This window comes from Vibrio sp. SNU_ST1, assembly GCF_030563405.1.
Lineage (GTDB): Bacteria > Pseudomonadota > Gammaproteobacteria > Enterobacterales > Vibrionaceae > Vibrio.
This window is the reverse complement of record NZ_CP130748.1, coordinates 2,377,364-2,400,553: the sequence shown is the minus strand read 5'-3', so window position 1 is coordinate 2,400,553 and position 23,190 is coordinate 2,377,364. Positions and strand designations below refer to the sequence as shown.

The window sequence follows — 23,190 nt, the reverse complement described above, 5'->3', positions numbered from 1 at the left end:
TTCTTAACTCGCTGAATTAGCCGTATTAATAAAAAGGGAGAGCATTCGATGCTCTCCCTTTTTTGATCTTACTAACTTGTGATGCTTTTTACTTAGTATCACAAGCCTCAATCAATCAGTTAGTCGATCTGAGCTTTGTCTACCACTGTGTTGTCGCCTAACTCTTCTGGAAGAATTAGGTTAAGTAGAATTGCCACGATGCCGCATAAGCTTACGCCTTGCAGACTAAAGTCGCCGATGCCAAATGCCATGCCGCCAATACCGAATACTAGGGTTATACCCACAATCACAAGGTTACGTGATTTGTGTAGGTCGACTTTGTTCTGAATTAGAGTATTCAAGCCTACGGTTGCGATAGAACCAAACAGTAGAATCATGATGCCGCCCATAACAGGAACTGGAATCGTTTGTAATAGAGCGCCTAGCTTACCTACTAACGCCAGAACAATGGCTGTTACTGCAGCCCAAGTCATGATCACAGGGTTGAATGCTTTAGTTAACATTACAGCTCCCGTAACTTCACTGTACGTTGTGTTTGGTGGCGCGCCTAGCATAGAAGCTGCAATCGTTGCCACACCGTCACCAGTAATTGTGCGGTGTAAACCTGGCTTCTTAAGGTAGTCTTTACCGGTTACATTAGAGATAGCAAGCATGTCGCCTACGTGTTCAACAGCAGGTGCAATCGCTACAAATACCATAAAAAAGATAGCGTTGATGTTGAACTCTGGTGCTGTGAAGTTTGGTAGAGCTAACCAAGCAGCTTGAGCTACAGGGGTAAAATCAACGACGCCGTATACTAAGCTCGTCACATAACCAGCAACAATACCGCCGAAGATCGGCAGCAGCTTAAGAAAGCCTTTCGAGAAAACACTGATGACAATCGTTACCAGTAATGAGATAGAAGAAATCCATAACGCGGCGTCTGCTTCAATCAGTTGAACCGCACCATCGCCTGTTTTACCTAGAGCCATGTTTACCGCAACAGGTGCAAGACCTAAACCGATAACCATGATTACAGGGCCAACCACGACTGGGGGAAGCAGTTTATGGATGAAGGCGACACCACGTACTTTAATCAATGCACCCATTAATACATACACAACACCTGCAGCCATAAGGCCGCCCATGGTTGCACCAACACCCCAAGTTTGAATGCCGAACATGATAGGTGCGATGAATGCAAAAGAAGACGCTAAGAAGATTGGCACTGAACGGCGTGTAATAAGTTGGAATAGAAGGGTACCGATACCTGCACCAAAGAGCGCTACGTTTGGGTCAAGGCCTGTCAGCAGGGGCACCAATACAAGTGCGCCAAAAGCAACAAATAGCATTTGCGCACCTTGCAAAGCATTTTTCATGTTATGTCCTTAAATGGTCTTTATATGAAAAGTGAAAATAAAAATTCGCGGGATTCTATCACTTGGCAATCGGTTGCTATGTCGGGTAGATCAAATTTATTTATATTAGTGATGTTTATCTCTATCAAAATAAGAAAAATTTAGTTTACAAGTGAACGATTTATCATGGTTAGGTGATATTTTGTGGTTATTAAACGCAGTGTGCGCTATCGACCTTGCCCCTCAATCCATAGTTGCTTATCATCAAGGCACAAGCTTTGAATATTAGGATCAATATGCGCTACATAGCATTGTTGTTGATGGGACTATTAGCCTCTCCGAGTTATGCCTTAACTCAAGTAGATATCTTTAGTGCTGAAGTTGCGATTAACGCCGAAGACAAACAACCAGAACAAGTGGCAAGAAATACTGGCATGGAGCAGGTATTGATACGTGCGACTGGCCAAACTGATGTCGCGTCGAATGAGACGATTCAAAAGGCGATGCGTAAGAGTGCGCAGTACATGTCTCAAATGAGTTTTGGCGAAAGCAATGACCAATCAACATTGCGCATGCGTTTTAACGGCGCCCAAATTCGTTCACTACTGACTCAAGCGCAATTACCGTACTGGCCTGATACACGCTCAAATATTCTTGTTTGGCTGGTGGAAGAGAATAACTACGACAAGAACATTGTCTGGGAACACTCCAACTCACTGTTAGTTGCAGGCTTACAAGCCAATGCAAAAGAGCGAGGTTTGCCTTTGATGTTTCCTGTTGGTGATTTTGACGATGTTACGGGAATCGCTACCTCGGATTTATGGGGCAACTTTGTCACACCGATTAGCAATGCGAGTCAACGTTATCCGGTTGATGCTGTTTTGGTGATTAAGGCACAACCTTCTGGATTACGTTGGACTTTATATGATCAAACCCCAAACCAGTTAACGAGCGCACCAACATCACCGGTAATCGGCTCGGTATCGGGTAACAGTGCGGCGACGTCTAAGAAACTGGTTGATCAAATCAGTAATTATTACGCAGGGAAGAGTGCTGTTGTTGTAGCAAGTGAATCATCAGAGTCGATTTTAACGCAGTTTATCAGTTTGAATAATGCTCAAGACTTTTTCCAATTGGAGAATGCGCTTAAGCGTCTAAACTCGGTTGCAAGCTTAGATATTCTACAAATTCAAAACAATGAAGTGACGTTCCGAATTCATTTGTTATCGACCCAACAAGAGTTTGAGCAAGAAGTTGGAAGTATTCGCCAAGTCGCGAAGGTTGAAGCGTCTTATATTGAACCTGAAGTGAGCCCTGAGTTCGAAGCGCAAGATAACACTATGTCTGTAGGCGATGACACTGCCGTTATTGCTGGTGCGAAGGGTGATGAAACAACCCCAAGTATTCAAGTGATTAAAGGCAGCGACCTATCAGTGGATACTGAGCTAACAAATACGACTGACGTGACGCGAGAGGAATCTGTCGCGGAAGAGCTACCTGTCACAGCGCCTGTACATGCGAAGCCAAGCTTAATATACGAATGGGTTCGCTCGTGATCGTTTACCGACATGACTGATTGATACGAAATCATGAAAAAAGCCCTGCAAGAGAAATCTCGCAGGGCTTTTTGTTTATTTGTTGTCATGTCAGATCTAGAGCATCGAATCAATATTATTGCTCGAACTTCGCTTTCTCTTTCTTTTCTACTTCAGAAAGGCGCTTAAGCTTGATGCCTAATTCCTTGGCACGAAAACGAGTAAATAAGATATTACCCGTAAAGCCTAGCGTAGTCAGAAGCAGCTCTACTGCTGCCAGAAGGCGTTCACCACCATCGATATATAAGATGGTGAGAGCATGCAGAAAGTAGAGCATCAAGACGAAATTTGCCCAAGCATGCGTATAAGGTTTACCTGCTAGAATGCCCGGTAATGGTAGTAACAGCGGTACAGCCCAAGCAATGGCCAGTGTGACATTACTGAGATGCGGGTGCGGTGAAAGCGTCATCTGCCAAGCAACCACCCAAAATAAAAGCGACAAGTTGCCCGTTAAAGCAAGGTAACGCAATAACTTGGTTTTGGGAGACATCGGTCTTTCTGACATATACATCATTGAGGTATTCCCTTTTGCTTTATTGCGATACGCGCTAGGCGTTGACCTAGCTTTTGTGCCAACTCAATTTCTTCTTTGCTTAATGAAGCTCGCTCTCCGGTACTACTTGCACCGTAAGGTGTACCACCAGTTTGAGTGGTGTGCAGCGCAGGTTCTGAGTAGGGGATCCCCACAACTAACATGCCATGATGAAGGAGGGGCAACATCATGCTTTGTTGTGTGGTCTCTTGTCCGCCATGCAGCGATGAAGATGAGGTAAATACACAAGCAGGCTTGTCGATCAGATCGCCATTGATCCACAGTGATGTCGTGCTATCCCAAAAGTGCTTCATTGGCCCTGCCATGTTGCCAAACCAAACTGGGCTGCCTAGTGCTAAGCCATCGCAAGAACAGAGCTCTTGTGATGTCGCAATAGGATCTGTTGGTTGATAACGCGAATCCGGCTGCTCTTCTACCGTGTACACGTCGTTCACTGTTCTTAGCATGGCTTCACAATGAGGAATGGACTCCACCCCGCGAGCGATTTGCCTTGCTAGCGCTTGGGTGTTGCCGTGTCGACTATAGTAGAGAACAAGAATGTTGATGCTCATATTGAATTACAGAATCTCTAGTACTTGTTCTGGTGGACGACCAATTTTTGCTTTGTTGTTCGCGACAACCACTGGGCGTTCAAACAGTTTTGGATTCGTTGCCATCGCAGCGAAAAGATTTTCATCAGTCACTGATGCGTCACCAAGGTTCGCTTCTTTGTAATCCGCTTCTTTGGTACGCATCATGTCGCGAACACTCTCAAAACCAAGCTGAGTGAAAAGCACTTTCAGCTGTTCAACAGTCAAAGGCGTATCTAGGTATTTGATCACCTCTGGTTGTACGCCGTTTGTTTTAAGCAGTTCGAGAGTTTGACGACTCTTTGAGCAGCGTGGGTTATGATAAATCACGACAGACATGGTTCTTCCTCATTATTATTTTTGATTTAATAGTTCAGTCGAAGCCAACTGAGTGGCTTCTTATTGTGTAACGTTGAGCTTTCTTTGTATTTTGGCAACGTGCTTCGCTGCCAGTCATATACCTATTGCAACGACAAGAAGCGTTCGCGCTGTATCATTAGTTGATCAATTCGAGCGTCATAACGTGCTTGTTTTAGGCTGCCTAGTTCCGCGATTTGGCTCGCCTGCGTGTAGTACTGAATCGCTTTGTTCCAGTTGGCTTGCAGTGCCAAGATCTCTGCTCTAGCAGCAAGTTCTTCATCGCTATTACCAAGGCTTGTATTTGCCTTTGAAAGCAGGTACCAGCCATTGGTGTCGTTCGGATTATCATGTGTGTAACGTTGCAATACGCGAACGGCTTCCTGTAGGTCTTCATTTTCGATCAGCGCATTGGCGTAGTTAATGGTTAGAACTGGGTTGTTTGGTTGACGAACCAGTGCTGACTCTAGTTCTTTAATCGCAATTTCAGGTTGTTTTTGTTCAATATGCAGATCTGAAATGGCATCTAGATAAAACAGGTTGGTTGGATCGCTGTTGATGAGTTTGGTCAGAATCAGCTCTGCTTTATCTAATTTTTTAGAATCAAGGTATACCAGTGCTTGGCCATATTCTAATGATGGAACCATGGCTTTAGGTGCTGTCTTCAGCTTACGCTCAAACCAATCTAGGGCAGCATCATTATTGATGCCAGCATAGCGCGCGACAATGCGAGCTCTTGCTAGATGGTAATCCAGTGACGGAGCCAATTTTAGTGGTGTATAGCTACGAGCGCGAGCACGTGAATCTGTGATTCGGTCTTCTGGTAATGGGTGGGTTAATAGCATTGGTGGCGGTGTGCTTGCATAGCGGTATTCATCAGCTAATCGGCCAAAGAAGCGTGGCATAGCGTTTACATCGAACCCAGCTTTCGCAAGCGTGTTGATGCCAAAGCGGTCAGCTTCTTTTTCATTACTGCGGGTGTAGTTGATTTGGCTTTGCATGTTGCCTGCCGTTGTTGCAGTGATGGCTGCGATACCAGCTTCAGGTGCAGCTATGGCCAATAATACAGAAGCTGCGAGCGCTGCAATAGTTGCAGGTGAACGGCGAGCTTGATCTTCCATACTACGTGCTAAGTGACGCTGAGTAACGTGCGCGATTTCGTGCGCTAATACGGAAGCCAGTTCACTTTCAGACTGTGCATGCAGGAACAAACCTGAGTGCAAAGCAACATAACCACCAAAAAAAGCAAAAGCGTTGATGTTGCGGTCGCGGATCATAAAGAACTGAAAAGGTGTCTTTACATCATTTGCGTTCGCGACAAGGCGATGACCAAGCGTGTCAATGTATTGGTTTAGAACCGGGTCGTTTACGATAGGCTGGCTGCTTCTGATGATGCGCATGTAAGCATCACCATAGATAAGCTCTTGGTCGATAGTGAGTGTGCCGCCAGCAGCGGTGCCGATATCGGGTAGCTCCAAACCATTGGTATTTGCCAACGTTGGGGGGCTTAATGTAGCTGCGATGCATAAGCAAGCAATTGAGCGAGCGCGTTTAAACATATTAGTCAGTAATACTCCGTTTCTTCTGACAGTAAGACAAGTGCAATGCAAATTGGTTCTCTATCTGATGTAATCTTTACCAAGTGCGTGCGCTATCATGAAGGAAGATGAATGAATGATGGCGCGTTTTCAAAAACAGATTACAATACGACCCTTATAATAAGCATCGAGCTAAAGAATGACACCTAATATTCTAGATTTACGCCAAGAGCGCTGTCCAATGGCACTATTATTAGCCAAGCGTCACAGTGTAAAGTTGGAAGTAGGGCAATCATTGTCAATTTATGTCTCTGATAACAGCTCGATGAAAGATATTGTTACTTTTTTGTCTAAGCAAGCCTATGACGTCACCGTAGAGGTTTGCTCTAATTACCATCATCTCCTCGTCACTAAAAAGGAATTGCAGTCAAATGCTTGAAATGGTCAATCGTTGGTATAAACGACGTTTCTCAGATCCCCATGCTGTCAGCTTGGTTGCCATCATTCTCTTCGGCTTTATTACGATCTACTTCTTTGGTCACCTCATTGCCCCACTTTTAGTGGCTATTGTGTTGGCTTACCTGCTTGAGTGGCCTGTTACTCAACTTCAAAGACTCGGTGTTCCAAGAACCCCATCAGTGATGTTGGTGATCTTAATGTTCTTTAGCGTGATGTTACTTGCGCTGTTTGGTCTAGTACCAACGATTTGGGAACAGGTAGGTAACCTTATCAATGATATACCAAGCATGTATGGTGGCTTACAGAAGTTCATCGCAACCATTCCTGAGCGTTACCCTGAACTAGCAAACCTGCAGATCGTTGAGTCGATTGTGTCGAATGCGAAAAACAAAGCATTAGGCTTTGGCGAAAGCGTTGTGAAGGGCTCTTTAGCTTCTCTTGTTAGTTTGGCAACGCTTGCGGTTTACCTGATTCTTGTACCGCTGCTGATTTTCTTCTTACTAAAAGACAAAGAAGAGATGATCAGTATGGCCAGTGGTGTTCTACCTAAGAACCGTCGTCTAGCGACCAAGGTTTGGGTTGAGATGAACCAACAAATCTCAAACTACATTCGCGGTAAGGTGCTTGAGATCCTGATTGTTGGTGGTGTGAGCTATGTAACTTTTGCGATTCTGGATTTACGTTATTCAGCACTGCTGGCTGTCGCGGTTGGTTTCTCGGTATTGATTCCTTACATCGGTGCGGCGGCTGTGACCGTTCCAGTCGCGATTGTTGGTTTGTTCCAGTGGGGATTAGAGCCTCAGTTTTATTGGCTGTTACTTGCTTACGGTATTATCCAAGCTCTAGATGGCAACGTGCTCGTTCCGGTTTTGTTCTCTGAAGCCGTGAACCTACACCCAGTAGCGATTATTGTAGCGGTATTGGTGTTTGGTGGGCTGTGGGGGTTCTGGGGCGTGTTCTTTGCTATCCCTCTAGCCACGCTGGTGAAAGCGGTTTGGAATGCCTTACCGAGCCATGCTCTCGATGATGACCCTGAACATCAATCGTAACGAAATGACTTACAAATGTTAGTTTTTTTATTAGCACTATTTATTTCACCACAAGTTTTCGCTGATGGAGATATAAGCTGGGTCAACGCTCAGAACAAATATTCCTGTGCGAAGGAGTTAGAGAGCTGCTTCATGGATGATTTTACTTCAGAAGAAGACTCTAAGGTTGTTGATGGGATATTTTTATACTTGGATAATATCGATTATCTAAGTCATTATTATAGCAAAACTAAGTTCCTCGAGAGGTTAGCAACTATCTCTAAAAAAAACGAGAACTATGCTTTTTTGATCGAAGCAAGTATTTATTACCATGGGGAAGGTTTTGTTCAAGATTTAGAACAATCAATAGATATTATTGAGTCAAGTCCTTTTTATAGTGAAAATGATCCTGACCAGATGATTATCCTTGGCAAGAGTTATTATTGGAAGTTTACAAAATCAAAAGAACCGCCTTTAGATTGGCATATAAAAGCCAAAAAATATCTTAAAAAATCTTATAAATTGGATGAAAACTATGCGTCAAGAGAGCTAGCCTTTATCCTAATCGAAGATGAAAATTCAGAAGATTTAGAATTGGCAGGAGATCTCTTTAGAAGGTTTGCTGAAACTGGTGACGAAGATGATGTATATACCTATGAATTGTATATTCAAAGCATGAAGCAATTAAAAGACAACCAATAATTTCTTTCTTACCTGATTCAATGTTTGTTTTGATGTAGAAAGGCATTTGTTAGGCTTAGGAATAAAAACTTTGAGTTGCCAATAGCATATTTATTTCTTCAACATAATTTTTCAATATCAAGTTCTATATTGCTCAGGTGAGTATAGTCGCGCTTGTCATATTGATGAAATATTAAAAAGGCCGAATACCCATGATATTCGGCCTTTTTGCATTTGGCTTAGTGAGTAGTGTATTTAGATTCGCTAGGTGCGAATTTAGAGAATCAACTCACTAAAATCGACATTAAGCTTCTGGGTTGAAGTAATCTAGAACCACTTCGTGGTGAGTTTTGGTTTTGAACTTGTTGAAGACATGTTCAATCTGACCTTCTTCATCAATTAGGAAGCTAATACGGTGCAGGCCGTCGTACACTTTGCCCATAAATTTCTTCTCGCCCCAAACACCAAACTGTTCAGCAACACTGTGGTCTTCATCAGATAGCAGTGTGAAGTTCAGAGATTTCTTCGCAACGAAATTTGGTAGACGTTTTACTGGGTCAACACTTACACCTAAAACAACCACATTCAGGTCATCAAGCTGTGCTTTGATATCACGCAGGCCTTCCGCTTGCACAATACAACCCGGAGTCATTGCTTTTGGGTAAAAATAGAAAAGGACTTTTTTACCTTTGAAGTCACCAAGAGATACGATATTGCCATCTTGATCTGGAAGAGAAAAAGCAGGTGCTGGAACACCAGCCGTTAGCGTATTCATGATATTTCCTTTTTAAAAACTGTTTTTGATAAAGTTGAGCGAGCCTTGTACGGATAGGCTCTGACACAGCGCGTCGAATTCTTCTTGTAGCTGCATCAAATTACATTCTGATTGCACAGAAGCGGTAATAGAGATATGGAATTGGTCGTTGTCGAGCTGAACCTTAGACTTATTGATGGTTCGTGCACTTAACGAATCGAGGCCGATGTTTCGGTCTGCGAAGAACTGGGTAAACTGCTCGGTAAGGCCTATTTTATCGTCTGACTCAACGAACACCTCTACTGTGTAAGAGTTCTCAATAACATCATGAGTTGAGGTTCGCTTCATAATCGTAATCAAGTCGTGCTCTTGTCCAAGCAAGGGCAGGGTGGTTTCAACGCGGGTGATGTTGTTTGCCTTTCCAGACAGTAGCATGATAAGCGTAAATTCTTCGCCAAATTGAGCGATACGGCTATCAATAATGTTACAGCCTGATTGGGTGACTAAATGAACCACTTGGTTGCATACACCTGGGCGATCTGTGCCCACAGCTGTGATTACTAGATGTTGAGTCATAAAATCACGTCTCTTATATTCCATTGATTCATGCATGTTAGCACAGTTAGCTAGAGGAATAAGTGTGCGCTTGGGGCTTTTATGAGGCACTTTGCTTCAAATATGTAACAAGTAATAGGAATATTTAGAGTGTTCAAAATTCAAAGAGTGGTGTGAGAGCATTGCTTACTTGTTACTGACATCGAGTGCTGAGCTATTCGCTAGATTGAGTGTAGGTTATCCAAATTCGAGGTCGAACGCCGTTATAAGTCGTTTTACCTCAAACATACGACAATATTTACTGCAGATGTTGCTGGTAAGCCACTTTAATGTCTTGTGTTTATTGATTGGCTTACAGTAACATGCAAAAAGAATAAATTAAGGGAGATAGACATGTTTTCAGGAAGTATCGTTGCGCTAGTTACACCATTTAATACAGATGGTGAAGTGGATTTCGACAGCCTTAAAAAGTTAGTTGATCACCATGTTGCAGCAGGTAGTGATGGTCTGGTTGCGGTTGGCACAACTGGTGAGTCTTCAACACTCACTATTGAAGAGCATGTCAAAGTCGTCAATAAGGTCGTTGAATTTGCTGATGGCCGTATTCCTGTTATCGCTGGTACGGGTGCAAACGCAACTCACGAATCTGTACTTTTCAGCCGTTTGCTCAATGGTTCTGGTATTGCTGGTTGCCTGAGTGTCACGCCTTACTACAACAAACCGACTCAAGAAGGTTTGTACCAACATTACAAAGCAATTGCTGAAGTCAGTGACGTTCCACAGATCCTTTACAATGTACCTGGTCGCACTGCGGTAGACTTGTTGCCAGAAACGGTTGCTCGTCTTGCCGAGATCGAAAACATCGTTGCACTGAAAGATGCGACTGGTGATCTCGAAAGAATTGCAATTCACCGTGAACTTTGTGGCGAAGACTTTATCTTACTAAGTGGTGATGACTTAACTGGCCTTGAATTTGTTAAGCGTGGTGGCGATGGTGTGATCTCTGTAACGAACAATGTTGCAGCTGCTGATATGGCGACCATGTTCAAGCTAGCGAAGGAAGGCAAGTTTGAGGAAGCTGAAGCGATCAATGAGCGTTTGATGCCTCTACATAAAAATTTGTTCGTTGAGTCTAACCCTATTCCCGTAAAATGGGCGGTTCACAAAATGGGTCTGATTGCTGAAGGTGGCTTACGCCTACCACTGACTGAACTGTCAAAACCAGCTCAACCTGTTGTTGCTCAAGCAATGACTGAAGCGTGCATTTACTAAAAACGTATAAAGCAATGCCGAAGCGAACCTTCGGCATTTAGGAGTATAAATGAAGTATTCTCACCAGCTAGTGATCGGTTCACTGGCTGTTTTCGTTCTTACAGCATGTTCTGGCAGCCCGACTCAACGTCGCCAAGCCAAAGATGATTTTGAATACTTAGAAACACCTGAGTTTTCACAATGGCAATTGCCTGAAGATGCTCAGCCTCAGTTTTACCCAAACTTTGATATCCCAAGCGGTGAATTCAGTGGTGGTACCGGTCGTCAAGTGGATATTCGTCCTCCTCAACAAGTTCTTGAACTGATCCCAGGTGCTCGTACTGAGCGTCAAAATGGTGAAGTGACGTTATGGCTCCTTCGTGCTGAAGAGGCTGACCGAGTATGGCAAACGGCTGTAGATATGCTGACCCAGCGTAATATCGGCATTCGTGAACAGTCAGAAAATGACATTGAGACTGATTGGGTTACGTGGGTTTCTGAAGATGAAGAAGTCGAGATTGGTAGCCGCTACTCTATCTCACGTTTTCAGGCGAACAATCGCCATGGCTTCAAGATTAATCTGATTGATTGGCGTGAAGGTTCTGAAGAAAAGCCAGTATCGGCAACCAATAAAGAACGCTACAACGCGTTCCTAACGAACCTAGTGATGGCGAGATACGATGCAGACCTTCGTGCTGAAGCGGCACTGAAAGCACAAGAGTTGGTGAAACGTATTCCTATTTCAATGGGTTCGGACCGCAGTGGTTTCCCTGTGATCATTGCTCGCACACCATACAATGTATTGTGGCAACGTCTACCTACCTTGCTACCGACGATGGGCTTCGAACTTGAAGAGCGTAACCAGTCTCAAGGTACCGTAAAAGCGAAATACGCAGCGCCTGATGATGAGTTCTGGGAAACAATTGGCCTACAACCTATTGATCTAGCGCCAGGTACTTACACCTTCTTGTTTGGTGATCTTGGTAACCGTACGTCAATTAACGTAACGGATGCATCAGGTAAGCCAGTAGAAGAAGAGCTATTGAAGTCAATGGTTCCGGTATTGGCACACGTTGCTGATCAAACCAAAGACAAGAAAGAAGCAAAAGCTGAATAAGCACTGAGCTGATTTTGAAAAATAAAAAGAGGACATACAGTGTCCTCTTTTTTTATGTTGGTCAGTGTTTTATGTGCCTGTTGTCAATTCGCTAACAAGGGATAACACGCGCCTGCTTGTTGGGGCTAGCGCATCAAGGGCGTTAGGCTAAGTATTTTTGCTGTCAGTAGACTCATCTTTTTGAGCTTTCTCTTGGTTCTGTTTATCCAATTGATTGAGCTTGTCTAAGTCTTTTTCTGTTTTGTTACGACCTGTCAGATCCATATTAGCGGTCTGTTTGAGCGCAGCAATATTACCCACCACAACGCTAACCACGATGATGATGATAACCCAAGGGTTTGTAAGCCACTCTAACATAAGCGCTCCTAATGACTGATATTCGCCACGAAGCGCGCATAGATCTCGTCTAGCTGCTCCGCAATAATTTCATACCCTAATATTGGCTTAGATTGGAGTTGCTTGCCAAGTAAAGTGGGAGATAACTGTGATAAACACAACTGTGAAACTTTACGGTGGCTTATATGCCAAGGTTCTATCGCCACGCCACCAAGGTCTTGGCTGTAAGGAAAGAAGAATCCAAACTGAGATGCATTGGTAGACAGCCATTGGTAAAACACTTGCTGGTGGCCTGTGAGGTATTCCCATGGTTCCAGTTGTAGCTGCGCGCCTTCCGGTAAGTGATTCCGAGCAAAGACATCAAAGTCACAACCCCAATGGTGACGACTCGCTCCGGGAAGCGCAGACCACCTTAGGATCGCCGACAACTTTTGATGTTCACTGAGTGTTGAAGCATCTAGTGGTTGGCTTTCTGAGTCTAATATCGGTGCTTCACCAGAAAACTTACGATTCCAAATCAGAGATTGCCTTTCATAGTCGCGAAAGCCACTGGCAATCTCCATTTTAAAACCAGCAAGTTGAGCAGCTTCAATCAAGTTGTTCAGATCATCTTTGACGTCACTGTGGACCAAGAAGGTCTTGGTGCCAATCAGGCTAGGTTCCAGATGAGAATCTGATTGTCCGGTAAGCTGCTCTGGTGTCATAACGCGTCTCTCAATAATTGGATGCTATCAATCGCTGATGAAAGAACTATTTAGCGAACAGGTTCACTAGTGTTCTTTCGTACATGTCGGTTAGCTTCTCTAAGTCAGCTACTTTCACGCATTCGTTAACCTTGTGAATGGTTGCATTAACCGGACCTAGTTCTACCACTTGCCCTTTCATGCGCGCAATAAAACGTCCATCAGATGTACCACCTGTGGTCAGTAGTGCTGGTTTTACGTCGTTAACGTGACCAACGGCATCCACAATAGCATCAAGCAACGAGCCTGCGTCGGTTAAGAACGGGTCGCCATTGAATGTCCATTTCAAATCGTATTCGAAATCGTACTTGTCGAGTGTATTTGTGATTCGTTCAACGATGATGTCGTTGTTTAACTCTGTGCTAAAGCGAAGGTTAAACTGAACATTAAATTCACCAGGGATCACGTTTGACGCGCCCGTGCCCGCACTCACATTTGGGATCTGGAAGCTGGTTGGTGGGAAGTAGTCATTACCTTTGTCCCACTCGGTCGTTGCTAGTTCGTTGATCGCTAGCAGAGAGCTGTGTACCGGGTTGTTCGCTAGGTGAGGGTAAGCAACATGACCTTGTGTGCCTTTAACCGTTAGATCGCCAGTGATAGAACCACGACGGCCGTTCTTCACGACATCACCTACGTACTCAGTACTTGATGGTTCGCCAACAATACACATGTCGATGTTCTCGCCACGAGCCATCAATGCTTCAACAACACGTACTGTCCCGTTGATGAACGGGCCTTCTTCATCTGACGTGATAAGGAAACCGATTGAGCCTGTGTGGTCCGGGTGTTTAGCAATGAACTGTTCTACTGCAACGATCATTGAAGCTAGAGAACCTTTCATATCTGCCGCGCCGCGACCATGTAGGAAACCATCTACGATAGTCGGTTCGAATGGCTTAGTGTTCCACTGCTCAATTGGGCCTGCAGGTACAACATCTGTGTGGCCAGCAAAGGCAAATAGAGGCGCTTCTGTACCACGGCGAGCCCAGAAGTTCGTCGTATCTTCAAATACCATCACTTCGATTTCAAAGCCTAATGCTTTTAAGCGTTCAATCATCAGGTCTTGGCAACCTGCATCTTCAGGGGTTACCGATTGACGGCTAATGAGGTCTTTTGCCAGAGCCAAAGTTGGGCTATCTGTCATCCTTGAGTTCCTTGTTTAAATTAAACGTCTAGTCATTAATTTTTAGGGCGAAGATTCAATGATCAACGTCCAGTTGTCTGTCTATGTAAATAATACGCTCTAAGCAAAAATAGCCGAGTATTGGTCGGCTTTAAATCCGATGTGAAGCTTACCTTCAACTTTCAAAATTGGGCGCTTAATCATTGCTGGTTGTTCAACAAGCAGAGCCACGGCTTTTTCTTCCGTTAGCGTGTCTTTTTGTTCTTGAGTCAGTTGGCGATAAGTCGTACCACGTTTGTTTAGCACTAACTCCCAACCAAGCTCTGAACAGAAGCTTGTTACTAACTCTTCAGTGATACCTTGTTTACGATAATCGTGAAATTCGAACTCGATACCTTCAGCTTCTAGCCATTTTTTTGCTTTTTTGATGGTGTCGCAGTTCGGAATGCCAAACATAGTGATAGTCATTATTCTTCCTTTGGGTGATTTTATTTCGTTGTTATGAGTTGAATCCTATCAGGAAGCTGCAATTCAGACAAAATAGAGTGAGGAATATTTCATAGAGTGAAAAAAAACAGTAAGAAAATGTCACTATTGGAGACTTATTGATCAGCCTCAACATGTTGTCAGCAAAAAAAGAAATAATTGAGTTGCACATATATAGGAGGTGTCAATGGAGTTGAGTCCTGTTTTTGCAAGGCGGCTATATTTAGCATTGTTAGTGGAAAGCCTTGATAGGCCAAATGTGCCTAAACTCATCGAAAAAACGGGGTGGCCTCGTCGTACTATTCAAGATGTACTCAAGGCGTTACCGGGGATCGGTATTGAACTTATGTTTGTTCAAGATGGGCGACGTCATAATGATGGCTATTACCAATTATCCGACTGGGGGCCATTTGACAGTCAATGGGTTATCCAGCGTAAAGGCGATATAGCAACAAGCCTTGGATTTAGTGCATAAGCCAGCGAAAGCTGGCTTTCTTCTATCTTCTCTCTACCGATCAGCGGTAAGTCGAATTAGCGACACCGATAAGCGGTGCCCAACATGGTTACGGAAGTCGCAAAATCTTGGGGAAGTGTGAAAATCACGGTGTCCGAACCTAATCTAATAGCGTTGGACTTTAACTCATTCATTGCGCCTTGAATCAGAGTATCGTTCGGGTAAAACAGGTAACTATACCAGTGGCCTTCGCTGCCGGTGACTTCCCCTTTATATTCGCACTTGTTGATATCAATCAGTCCGTGGTAATCCATTTGTACTTGGTCAGATTCGCTATGCGGTATTGATGTAGGTGTCGTGCACCCTACTAATATGCCAGTCATAGCTAAAGTGACTAATTCCTTTTTCATACATTTATCCTGCTATTTCATCAAATAAACCGCGAAACCTACCCAGCTTGCGATCAATAGTAACCACGGCAATTTGCTGGCGTGATTTGATGTTGTTTCAACAATCGTGTCTACATTACTCTCTTCGTCTAGATTAGTTTGTTGAGTTTGCTTCTCTTTCTGTACGCGTTTTCTTGCTTTATCGGCTTGGCGGCTGCGTTCTTTTTGCTGTTTCTTGTAAAGTGCGATGCCTTTTTCGATACCTTGAGCAATTAATTTTGTTTGTTCTTTGGTTTGAGCTGGCTTTTGCGTCGCTTTGGCTATCTTCAGTGCTTCTTGTTGAGATTCAACAGACGGTGTATTAGTTTTCTTTTTCATACTGAGTTCGACAATTAAAACGGATTAACCAATAAGATAACGCAAACCTAGTTAAGTATGAATGATTTGCGTTAAAGTGTTGGTTTGAAAACAAGTGAAAGTGAGAGTTGTGCGGTACTCCATAGAACAATACGATAAACACGGCTTTTTGAAAGCCCCAATCTTATTATGGTTAGGTTGGCTGTTTCTTGCGAAAGCTTTGGTCGTTTTCATTGTTGCGGGCGCAAGCCGAGAGTCGGGAACGGAGATTCTTGAGACCATCTATCCAGATCACCAGATGTTTTATGTCGGGATTACGTTGAGCGTCCCTAGTTTGTTATTGATGTGGTTGTTTGGACTAAGATCTCCAGAGAGAAAGCGCCTTAACAAAGTTGTGTCATGGGGACGTTGGGTTACCATGATGGCTATCTTGGCACAGGGCTCCCACACAATTTATTTAATCTATTTGGATAACGGATGGTTCCGTTGGTCAAATGCTATTACCCTATTATTGCTCCTCTGGTTAGCGCTTTATTTAACCAATAGCCATGCCGCTAGGGATTGCTTTAAAGTGGTTGAGCACGAAGACTGATTCTCATCAAAACATTTGTACCATTCACAATTATACTTAGAAGCTAAAACTGGAAGGAATAATCTATGCTTAATGTTTCAAATGAGCAGCCTAACGTTCAAAGTGCTATTTTGCCTGAAGCTGGGCCTTTCGCTCTTTACGTTCAACTTAAAGTGAACGCTAATACTGCTAATGTACTAGCAGAAATTCAAAAGCTTCCGACTCTAATCGACGAGCTGAACCAAACTCAACCTGATGCTAACCTAACGGCGTCGGTAGCGTTCTCAAAAGTTTTTTGGGATAAGTTCGAGCAAGCTGCTCCCTCTGATCTAATTGATTTTCCTACGCTTGGTGAAGGTGATATCACAGCACCGAGCACGCTGTCTGATGTTCTGATTCACTGTCATTCAAACCGACATGACCTACACTTCTTCATCCTACGTAAATTGCTATCTGAAGTAGCGGCAGACGTTGAAGTAGTAGATGAAACTTACGGTTACCGTTTCCTAGACTCACGTGACATGACTGATTTCGTTGATGGTACTGAAAACCCGAAAGACGCGCAGCGCGCTGAAGTGGCGATTGTTCCTGAAGGTGAATTCGCAGGTGGTAGCTACGTGATGGTGCAACGTTTTGTGCATAACCTACCTGCTTGGAATAGATTAAACGTATCGGCACAAGAGAAAGTGGTTGGCCGTACTAAGCCAGATTCGATCGAGCTAGACGATGTTCCAGCGGCGTCTCACGTTGGCCGTGTGGATATCAAAGAAGAAGGCAAGGGTCTTAAAATTGTTCGTCACAGCCTGCCTTACGGTACAGCAACGGGCGACCACGGCTTGCTGTTCATTGCTTACTGTAACGTTCGTCATAACTTTGATGCGATGCTAGAGAGTATGTACGGCGAAACAGATGGCAAAACAGACCAACTTCTTCGCTTTACTAAAGCCGTTACTGGCGCTTACTACTTTGCTCCATCAGCTGAGATGTTGAGTGCATTAACGATTAAGTAAGTCGTCTCAAATAGAATAAACAAAGGGAGCCTCATGGCTCCTTTTTTTTAAAGTTATATATAAATAGGTCGATACAAGAGCAATCGTAAGTTTTATTCATCTTTTTGTAAGTGAAGGTCTATGGCTATAACTGTTAATACGAATGTTTCAGCATTAGTGGCTCAGAGGAATCTCTCTAATGCCAATAACATGCTGAACCAATCTTTGGAGCGCTTGGCTTCAGGGAGTCGTATTAATAGTGCAAAAGACGATGCTGCTGGCTTACAAATCTCTAATCGATTAGAAGCACAGATGAGCGGCATCGATGTTGCGGTTCGAAATGCTAACGACGGTATCTCCATTATGCAGACAGCAGAAGGGGCGATGAATGAAACCACCAATATCATGCAACGCATGCGAGACCTGTCACTGCAAGCGACTAATGGTTCGAATAGCCAATCGGAAAGGATGGCTATTCAAGAAGAAGTAACCGCCTTAAATGATGAGTTGAACCGAATTGCGGAAACCACTTCATTTGGTGGGAAAAAGCTCCTTAACGGCAGTTTTGGTAGTTCGTCATTTCAAATTGGTGGCAGCTCTGGTGAAGCGGTGCAGATAGGTTTGAAAAACATGCGCACCGATGATATCAACATGGGCGGCTTTAGCTATGTTGCCAATGGCATGGCAAGTGACTCGTGGGAAGTTAAATCTAACCAGACAGATATGACGATGGCGTTTACCGATCGTTTTGGTCAGCCTCAAGAGATCAACATTAATGCCAAAGCGGGCGATGACATTGAAGAGCTAGCGACTTATATCAATGGTCAAACGGATCTGGTTTCGGCTTCCGTCAATGATGACGGGCAGCTTCAGATCTATATGTCAGGCGAAGATACGGCAGGCACGATCTCTTTCTCAGGCTCGTTAGCCAGTGAGCTTTCGATGTCGGCGGGTTATTACGAGTCAGTCGATGATATTAATGTCACTGATGTTGGTGGAGCGCAGCGCGCCGTGTCTATTTTGGATACCGCGATGAAGTATGTTGATAGTCACCGTTCTGAACTCGGGGCGATGCAAAACCGCTTTGACCATGCGATTAATAACCTTGAAAATGTTCATGAGAACTTGGGGGCATCAAACAGTCGAATCAAAGATACAGACTACGCCAAAGAAACCACTCAAATGCTCAAACAACAAATACTGCAGCAAGTCAGTACCACTATTTTAGCTCAAGCTAAGCAAGCGCCGAACTTAGCTTTAACGCTGTTAGGCTAATAAATTAGGTCAATTCTTATAAAGGTATTCTCGGTTAACTAAAGCCCTTTGGTTAATTAAAATACAACATGTCCCCCGGCTGACTTTGTGACAACTTTAGCCTTTTTCTCATCTTTTTTTGATAATTTCACTGCCAGTCACGCTTTCTTATCCTTTCTCGCTATTTCTTTAATTTTGTTGTTTTTTTTCTAAAGGTTTCAGCATTCACGCCGTTATTAAAAGTAACTTAGAGATAACTACTTGGTTTTCCGAGACGTCGGAAGCCGCTATACCGGAAAATCAATTGGAGAAATCACCATGGCAGTGAATGTAAATACCAACGTATCAGCAATGACAGCACAACGTTACCTAAACAGTGCAAACAGCGCTCAACAAACATCAATGGAACGCCTATCTTCAGGCTCTAAAATCAACAGCGCAAAAGATGATGCTGCTGGCCTACAAATCTCGAACCGTTTGAACGTTCAGAGCCGCGGCCTTGATGTTGCTGTACGTAACGCGAACGATGGTATCTCTATCGCTCAAACAGCAGAAGGTGCGATGAATGAAACATCAAACATTCTACAACGTATGCGTGATTTGTCTTTGCAATCAACAAACGGTTCAAATACCAAATCTGACCGTGTAGCAATCCAAGAAGAAGTAACGGCGCTTAATGATGAACTAAATCGTATCGCTGAAACCACATCTTTTGGTGGCAACAAGCTGCTTAACGGTACTCACGGTACTAAGTCATTCCAAATTGGTGCAGACAATGGTGAGGCAGTAATGCTTCAACTGAAAGACATGCGTTCTGATAACGACCAAATGGGCGGCAGCAGCTACCAATTTACAGAAGCTAAAGGTAAAGATTGGGGCGTGAAAGCTGGTGCGAATGACTTAACCATGTCATTAAAAGACAGCTTCGGTGACCAACGAGAAATCAACATCTCTGCTAAAGCTGGCGACGATATCGAAGAGCTAGCGACTTACATTAACGGTCAACAAGACCTAGTAAAAGCATCAATCGATGAAGAAGGTAAACTGCAAATCTTCGCTGGCAATAATAAAGTTGATGGAGAAATTGCATTTTCTGGTGCTTTATCCGATGAACTAGGCATGCAAGCAGGTAAGAACCCTGAAGACCCAAAAACTCTAGAGGGTAAGCAAGTAACGGTTGATACTATCGACGTAACGTCTGTTGGTGGTGCTCAAGAATCTGTAGCTGTTATCGATGCGGCACTTAAATATGTAGATAGCCACCGTTCTGAGCTTGGTGCTTTCCAAAACCGTTTCGACCACGCAATCAACAACTTAGATAACATTAATGAAAACGTTAATGCATCTAAGAGCCGCATTAAAGATACTGATTTCGCGAAAGAAACGACTAATATGACTAAGTCTCAAATTCTTTCACAAGCTTCAAGCTCGATTCTTGCACAAGCGAAGCAAGCTCCGAACTCCGCACTTAGCCTACTAGGTTAATCGGTTGAAAGGCCACGTTGACTATAAGCGTTGTTGATCGCAAGCGTTAACGTTAGGCTTCCACAAATTAGCTCGTGGTGAGAGATGAGCGCTAAATAAACCCAGCTTCGGCTGGGTTTTTTATTGTCTGTTATTTGGAAAGGGTGTAGTTGGAGAAAGTGCAGTGTTGGTAAGCAGGAGCAAAAACGAGATTCTCTATCACGTTCGTTCCTCACTCTAGGGAATAATGAATATAGGGCAGTATTGAATCTATTCTTATTACCTTAATCGAAGTCTTTAGTTGTCATCTTAGAATCAAGTAGAACGAGATATCAGAGATCTCCTGTTTGTTAAAAACAACAGGCGTAATTTAATGTATAGGCGAAATGCCTTGAATCGTGATTAATACCAATCATAGTAAGTAAGTGATCAAACATAGCATAGGAAAAAAGCTTGAGAACAAGGCAGAATTTTTCGATAAGTAGTTATTCTACAATCAAAAATTCTAACGAAGTTATCGAGGTTTTTAACAAGCTAGGGTGACCAGTTCTTTACTACGATTGGTATAACAGCGTTTAATAAGAAACTAGGCCGGATAGCAGGGTACAAACGGTCAGTGTGGTTGTGGTTGGTTTAGGGAGCTTGGAGAAGGGTTTCAGTGTGATAGTCAGTAATCCTATCTGAGATGTTAAAACAAATATAACAGGCACAAAAAACGCCACCCTTAGGTAGCGTTTTAATTAAAGCAGATAAGTAATCGGGATTACTTAGTTACTTTAAGAACTGGAGTTTCGCCAACAGTTACAGAACCAGAAAGCTTGTTCAGCTCCTTGATTTCGTCCATGTTAGAGATAACAACTGGAGTAAGCGTAGATTTTGCTTTCTCTTCTAGAAGCGCAAGGTCGAAAGTGATGATTGTGTCACCAGCTTTAACAGATTGACCTTCTTCAGCTACACGAGTGAAGCCTTCGCCTTTAAGTTCAACAGTATCGATACCGAAGTGAACAAAAAGCTCAATACCGTCGTCAGACTCGATAGAGAATGCGTGGTTAGTTTCGAAGATTTTACCGATAGTACCGTTAACAGGAGCTACCATTTTATCGCCAGCTGGTTTGATAGCAATGCCATCACCAACGATTTTTTCAGCGAAAACTACATCTGGCACGTCTTCGATGTTTACGATTTCACCAGAAAGAGGTGCGATGATTTCGATTGCACCAGCATCAGCGCTGTCATCAGATACAAGCTTTTTCAGTTTGTCAAACAGACCCATTGTGTCATGCTCCTAACGTTTAGTTTTATTCTGTAGAATATACTATACCAATCTAACAAATTAGACGACTATTTTTAGCCGTCTAACTTCATTAAGCTCTTGGTGATTACTGAGTTTTCTCAGCGATGAATTTTTCTACACAAGCTTCAATTTCTGCAGCTGTAGGTAGAGATAGTGCTTCGTCAGCCATAGCTTTAACTTCAGCAAAGTTAGAGTTACGGATTACTTTCTTAACTTTAGGGATAGAGATACCGCTCATAGAGAACTCATCTAGACCCATACCAAGAAGAAGTAGAGTTGCACGCTCATCACCTGCTAGTTCGCCACACATACCTGTCCATTTACCTTCTTTGTGAGAAGCATCGATTACTTGCTTGATAACAAGAAGAACCGCTGGAGATAGTGGGTTGTATAGGTGAGAAATCATTTCGTTACCACGGTCTACCGCAAGAGTATATTGCGTTAGGTCGTTAGTACCGATAGAGAAGAAAGATACTTCTTTCGCTAGGTGATGTGCGATTGCAGCAGCTGCTGGAGTCTCAACCATTACGCCGATTTCGATTTCTTCATCGAAAGCTAGGCCTTCAGCGCGAAGTTCAACTTTGTACTCTTCGATTGCTTTTTTAAGTTCACGGATCTCTTCAACAGAAATGATCATTGGGAACATGATGCGTAGTTTACCGTGTGCAGATGCACGTAGGATACCACGTAGTTGGTCACGTAGAATTTCACGACGATCCAAGCTGATACGTACTGCACGCCAGCCTAGGAATGGGTTCATCTCTTGTGGAAGATCCATGTATGGTAGGTCTTTATCGCCACCGATATCCATAGTACGGATAATCACTGACTCGCCTTCCATTGCTTCCGCTACTTCTTTGTAAGCAACGTATTGCTCTTCTTCAGTAGGAAGTGCTGTACGGTCCATGAATAGGAATTCAGTACGGTACAGACCAACGCCTTCACCGCCGTTACGCAGAATACCGTCACAGTCTTTTACTGTACCGATGTTGCCACAAACTTCTACACGGTGACCGTCTAGAGTTTCAGCATGTAAATCTTTTAGTTTTGCTAGTTCAACTGCTTCTGCTTCGAAATCAGATTTGATTTTCTTAGCTTCTGCTAATTCAGCGTCAGAAGGGTTGATGATGATCTTGTTGTTCATCGCATCTAGCACAAGCATGTCGCCGTTTTTAACTTGCTTAGTGATATCGTTAGTACCAACGATAGCTGGAAGCTCAAGTGAACGTGCCATGATTGAAGTATGAGATGTACGACCGCCGATGTCACAAGCAAAACCAAGAACGTAGTCTAGGTTGATTTGTGCCGTTTCAGATGGCGTTAAATCGTAAGCAACTAGGATAACTTCTTCATTGATATCTGCTAAAGATACAATGTTGATGCCTAGTGCATTTTTAACGAAGCGAGTACCGATATCACGGATATCAGTCGCACGTTCTTTTAGGTACTCATCATCAAGCGACTCAAGTGCAACAGCTTGCTCTTCGATCACTGTGTAGATCGCGTTGTCTGCGTGCATTTTGTCTTTCTTGATGAGTGCTAAAATCTCTTCTTCTAGCTCTTCATCTTCAAGCAGCATGATGTGGCCTTCAAAGATTGCTTCTTTTTCTTCGCCAAAAGTTTCAAGTGCTTTTTGCTTTACAACTTCAAGTTGTTGAGAAGATTTATTACGAGCGTCAAAAAAACGCTGAACTTCAGCTTCAACTTGATCGTCTGAGATAGATTGAGTGTTTAGGACAATTTCATCTTCTTGAAGTAGTAGTGCTTTACCGAAAGCAATACCAGGAGATGCTAGGATGCCTGAAATCATAGCCTTACCTTAGTTGTTCAACTGTAAACGGGAGAATGTGTGACTTTAAGTCGTCGACTAATGTCGCGCTTATTGCTATCTAATTCGAATTGCTATCTATTTCGAACAAAGCCACTTTGCTGTGCA

Annotated in this window: 26 protein-coding genes; 11 read left to right on the top strand and 15 right to left on the bottom strand. The window is 43.4% G+C overall.

What is annotated here, in order from left to right:
• Positions 1-119: 119 nt before the first annotated feature.
• Positions 120-1,358, bottom strand: a complete 1,239-nt coding sequence (locus Q5H80_RS10440) for a uracil-xanthine permease family protein (RefSeq protein ID WP_304564702.1) — start codon at positions 1,356-1,358, stop codon at positions 120-122.
• Positions 1,359-1,633: 275 nt separating this feature from the next.
• Between Q5H80_RS10440 and Q5H80_RS10435 the strand changes: the two genes are divergently transcribed.
• Positions 1,634-2,893, top strand: coding sequence for a DUF2066 domain-containing protein (locus Q5H80_RS10435; RefSeq protein ID WP_304564701.1), 1,260 nt, complete (start codon positions 1,634-1,636; stop codon positions 2,891-2,893).
• Positions 2,894-3,008: 115 nt separating this feature from the next.
• Here Q5H80_RS10435 and Q5H80_RS10430 read toward each other — a convergent pair whose 3' ends face one another.
• The 4 genes from Q5H80_RS10430 to Q5H80_RS10415 all read right to left on the bottom strand — a co-directional run bounded on the left by Q5H80_RS10430 (position 3,009) and on the right by Q5H80_RS10415 (position 5,970).
• Positions 3,009-3,446, bottom strand: coding sequence for a DUF2069 domain-containing protein (locus Q5H80_RS10430; RefSeq protein ID WP_304564700.1), 438 nt, complete (start codon positions 3,444-3,446; stop codon positions 3,009-3,011).
• Complete coding sequence (gene wrbA / locus Q5H80_RS10425; RefSeq protein WP_304564699.1) at positions 3,443-4,036, bottom strand: NAD(P)H:quinone oxidoreductase; 594 nt, start codon at positions 4,034-4,036, stop codon at positions 3,443-3,445. The genes Q5H80_RS10430 and wrbA overlap by 4 nt, the downstream gene beginning before the upstream one ends.
• A 6-nt stretch (positions 4,037-4,042) precedes the next feature.
• Positions 4,043-4,393, bottom strand: coding sequence for an arsenate reductase (glutaredoxin) (gene arsC / locus Q5H80_RS10420; protein ID WP_304564698.1), 351 nt, complete (start codon positions 4,391-4,393; stop codon positions 4,043-4,045).
• Positions 4,394-4,515: 122 nt separating this feature from the next.
• Complete coding sequence (locus Q5H80_RS10415) at positions 4,516-5,970, bottom strand: M48 family metallopeptidase (protein WP_304564697.1); 1,455 nt, start codon at positions 5,968-5,970, stop codon at positions 4,516-4,518.
• 178 nt (positions 5,971-6,148) lie between these two features.
• Between Q5H80_RS10415 and Q5H80_RS10410 the strand changes: the two genes are divergently transcribed.
• The 3 genes from Q5H80_RS10410 (at position 6,149) to Q5H80_RS10400 (ending at position 8,138) form a co-directional block, all read left to right on the top strand.
• Positions 6,149-6,388 (top strand): sulfurtransferase TusA family protein, encoded by a 240-nt coding sequence (locus Q5H80_RS10410; RefSeq protein WP_304564696.1) that lies wholly within the window; start codon positions 6,149-6,151, stop codon positions 6,386-6,388.
• Positions 6,381-7,457 carry an AI-2E family transporter gene (locus tag Q5H80_RS10405; RefSeq protein WP_009847379.1) on the top strand — a complete coding sequence of 359 codons (1,077 nt, stop codon included), beginning with the start codon at positions 6,381-6,383 and terminating at the stop codon, positions 7,455-7,457. The genes Q5H80_RS10410 and Q5H80_RS10405 overlap by 8 nt, the downstream gene beginning before the upstream one ends.
• Before the next feature lie 132 nt (positions 7,458-7,589).
• Positions 7,590-8,138 carry a hypothetical protein gene (locus Q5H80_RS10400; RefSeq protein WP_304564695.1) on the top strand — a complete coding sequence of 183 codons (549 nt, stop codon included), beginning with the start codon at positions 7,590-7,592 and terminating at the stop codon, positions 8,136-8,138.
• Between the two features lie 283 nt (positions 8,139-8,421).
• Here the strand turns inward: Q5H80_RS10400 and bcp are convergent, their stop codons facing one another.
• Together bcp and Q5H80_RS10390 are read right to left on the bottom strand one after the other, a co-directional pair.
• Positions 8,422-8,892 (bottom strand): thioredoxin-dependent thiol peroxidase, encoded by a 471-nt coding sequence (gene bcp, locus Q5H80_RS10395; RefSeq protein WP_009847378.1) that lies wholly within the window; start codon positions 8,890-8,892, stop codon positions 8,422-8,424.
• 12 nt (positions 8,893-8,904) lie between these two features.
• Positions 8,905-9,447 carry a glycine cleavage system protein R gene (locus Q5H80_RS10390; protein WP_009847377.1) on the bottom strand — a complete coding sequence of 181 codons (543 nt, stop codon included), beginning with the start codon at positions 9,445-9,447 and terminating at the stop codon, positions 8,905-8,907.
• Between the two features lie 372 nt (positions 9,448-9,819).
• Between Q5H80_RS10390 and dapA the strand changes: the two genes are divergently transcribed.
• Together dapA and bamC are read left to right on the top strand one after the other, a co-directional pair.
• A complete protein-coding gene (gene dapA, locus Q5H80_RS10385) occupies positions 9,820-10,698 on the top strand; it encodes a 4-hydroxy-tetrahydrodipicolinate synthase (RefSeq protein WP_009847376.1) in 879 nt (292 codons plus the stop codon).
• A 49-nt stretch (positions 10,699-10,747) separates the two neighbouring features.
• Positions 10,748-11,794 carry an outer membrane protein assembly factor BamC gene (gene bamC, locus Q5H80_RS10380; protein WP_304564694.1) on the top strand — a complete coding sequence of 349 codons (1,047 nt, stop codon included), beginning with the start codon at positions 10,748-10,750 and terminating at the stop codon, positions 11,792-11,794.
• Between the two features lie 147 nt (positions 11,795-11,941).
• Here the strand turns inward: bamC and Q5H80_RS10375 are convergent, their stop codons facing one another.
• The 4 genes from Q5H80_RS10375 to Q5H80_RS10360 form a co-directional block, all read right to left on the bottom strand.
• A complete protein-coding gene (locus tag Q5H80_RS10375) occupies positions 11,942-12,151 on the bottom strand; it encodes a DUF2897 family protein (protein ID WP_012604573.1) in 210 nt (69 codons plus the stop codon).
• Positions 12,152-12,159: 8 nt separating this feature from the next.
• Positions 12,160-12,834 carry a M15 family metallopeptidase gene (locus Q5H80_RS10370; RefSeq protein WP_304564693.1) on the bottom strand — a complete coding sequence of 225 codons (675 nt, stop codon included), beginning with the start codon at positions 12,832-12,834 and terminating at the stop codon, positions 12,160-12,162.
• A 46-nt stretch (positions 12,835-12,880) separates the two neighbouring features.
• Positions 12,881-14,017 carry a succinyl-diaminopimelate desuccinylase gene (dapE, locus tag Q5H80_RS10365; protein ID WP_017107224.1) on the bottom strand — a complete coding sequence of 379 codons (1,137 nt, stop codon included), beginning with the start codon at positions 14,015-14,017 and terminating at the stop codon, positions 12,881-12,883.
• Positions 14,018-14,116: 99 nt separating this feature from the next.
• On the bottom strand, positions 14,117-14,464 hold the full coding sequence (locus tag Q5H80_RS10360; protein WP_304564692.1) for an ArsC family reductase: 348 nt from the start codon (positions 14,462-14,464) through the stop codon (positions 14,117-14,119).
• Positions 14,465-14,669: 205 nt separating this feature from the next.
• On the opposite strand from Q5H80_RS10360, the gene Q5H80_RS10355 reads away from it, so the two are divergent.
• The gene (locus Q5H80_RS10355) at positions 14,670-14,957 is read left to right on the top strand and encodes a helix-turn-helix domain-containing protein (protein WP_004734273.1); all 288 of its coding nucleotides are present in this window, start codon (positions 14,670-14,672) and stop codon (positions 14,955-14,957) included.
• A gap of 56 nt (positions 14,958-15,013) precedes the next feature.
• Here Q5H80_RS10355 and Q5H80_RS10350 read toward each other — a convergent pair whose 3' ends face one another.
• Together Q5H80_RS10350 and Q5H80_RS10345 are read right to left on the bottom strand one after the other, a co-directional pair.
• On the bottom strand, positions 15,014-15,346 hold the full coding sequence (locus Q5H80_RS10350) for a DUF4156 domain-containing protein (protein WP_304564691.1): 333 nt from the start codon (positions 15,344-15,346) through the stop codon (positions 15,014-15,016).
• 12 nt (positions 15,347-15,358) lie between these two features.
• The gene (locus tag Q5H80_RS10345; RefSeq protein WP_304564690.1) at positions 15,359-15,703 is read right to left on the bottom strand and encodes a DUF2956 domain-containing protein; all 345 of its coding nucleotides are present in this window, start codon (positions 15,701-15,703) and stop codon (positions 15,359-15,361) included.
• A 109-nt stretch (positions 15,704-15,812) separates the two neighbouring features.
• Here Q5H80_RS10345 and Q5H80_RS10340 point away from each other — a divergent pair, with 109 nt between their 5' ends.
• From Q5H80_RS10340 to Q5H80_RS10325, 4 genes are all read left to right on the top strand, one after another.
• Positions 15,813-16,274: a DUF2919 domain-containing protein gene (locus Q5H80_RS10340; RefSeq protein ID WP_304564689.1), complete on the top strand. Its 462-nt coding sequence runs from the start codon at positions 15,813-15,815 to the stop codon at positions 16,272-16,274.
• Positions 16,275-16,339: 65 nt separating this feature from the next.
• Positions 16,340-17,263, top strand: a complete 924-nt coding sequence (locus Q5H80_RS10335) for a Dyp-type peroxidase (protein ID WP_304564688.1) — start codon at positions 16,340-16,342, stop codon at positions 17,261-17,263.
• A 120-nt stretch (positions 17,264-17,383) separates the two neighbouring features.
• Complete coding sequence (locus Q5H80_RS10330; protein WP_304564687.1) at positions 17,384-18,517, top strand: flagellin; 1,134 nt, start codon at positions 17,384-17,386, stop codon at positions 18,515-18,517.
• Positions 18,518-18,814: 297 nt separating this feature from the next.
• A complete protein-coding gene (locus tag Q5H80_RS10325; protein ID WP_304564686.1) occupies positions 18,815-19,981 on the top strand; it encodes a flagellin in 1,167 nt (388 codons plus the stop codon).
• A gap of 742 nt (positions 19,982-20,723) precedes the next feature.
• On the opposite strand, the gene crr is transcribed toward Q5H80_RS10325, so the two are convergent.
• Together crr and ptsI are read right to left on the bottom strand one after the other, a co-directional pair.
• A complete protein-coding gene (gene crr / locus Q5H80_RS10320) occupies positions 20,724-21,233 on the bottom strand; it encodes a PTS glucose transporter subunit IIA (RefSeq protein ID WP_009847364.1) in 510 nt (169 codons plus the stop codon).
• 106 nt (positions 21,234-21,339) lie between these two features.
• Positions 21,340-23,064 (bottom strand): phosphoenolpyruvate-protein phosphotransferase PtsI, encoded by a 1,725-nt coding sequence (ptsI, locus tag Q5H80_RS10315; RefSeq protein ID WP_009847363.1) that lies wholly within the window; start codon positions 23,062-23,064, stop codon positions 21,340-21,342.
• Between the last annotated feature and the right edge of the window lie 126 nt (positions 23,065-23,190).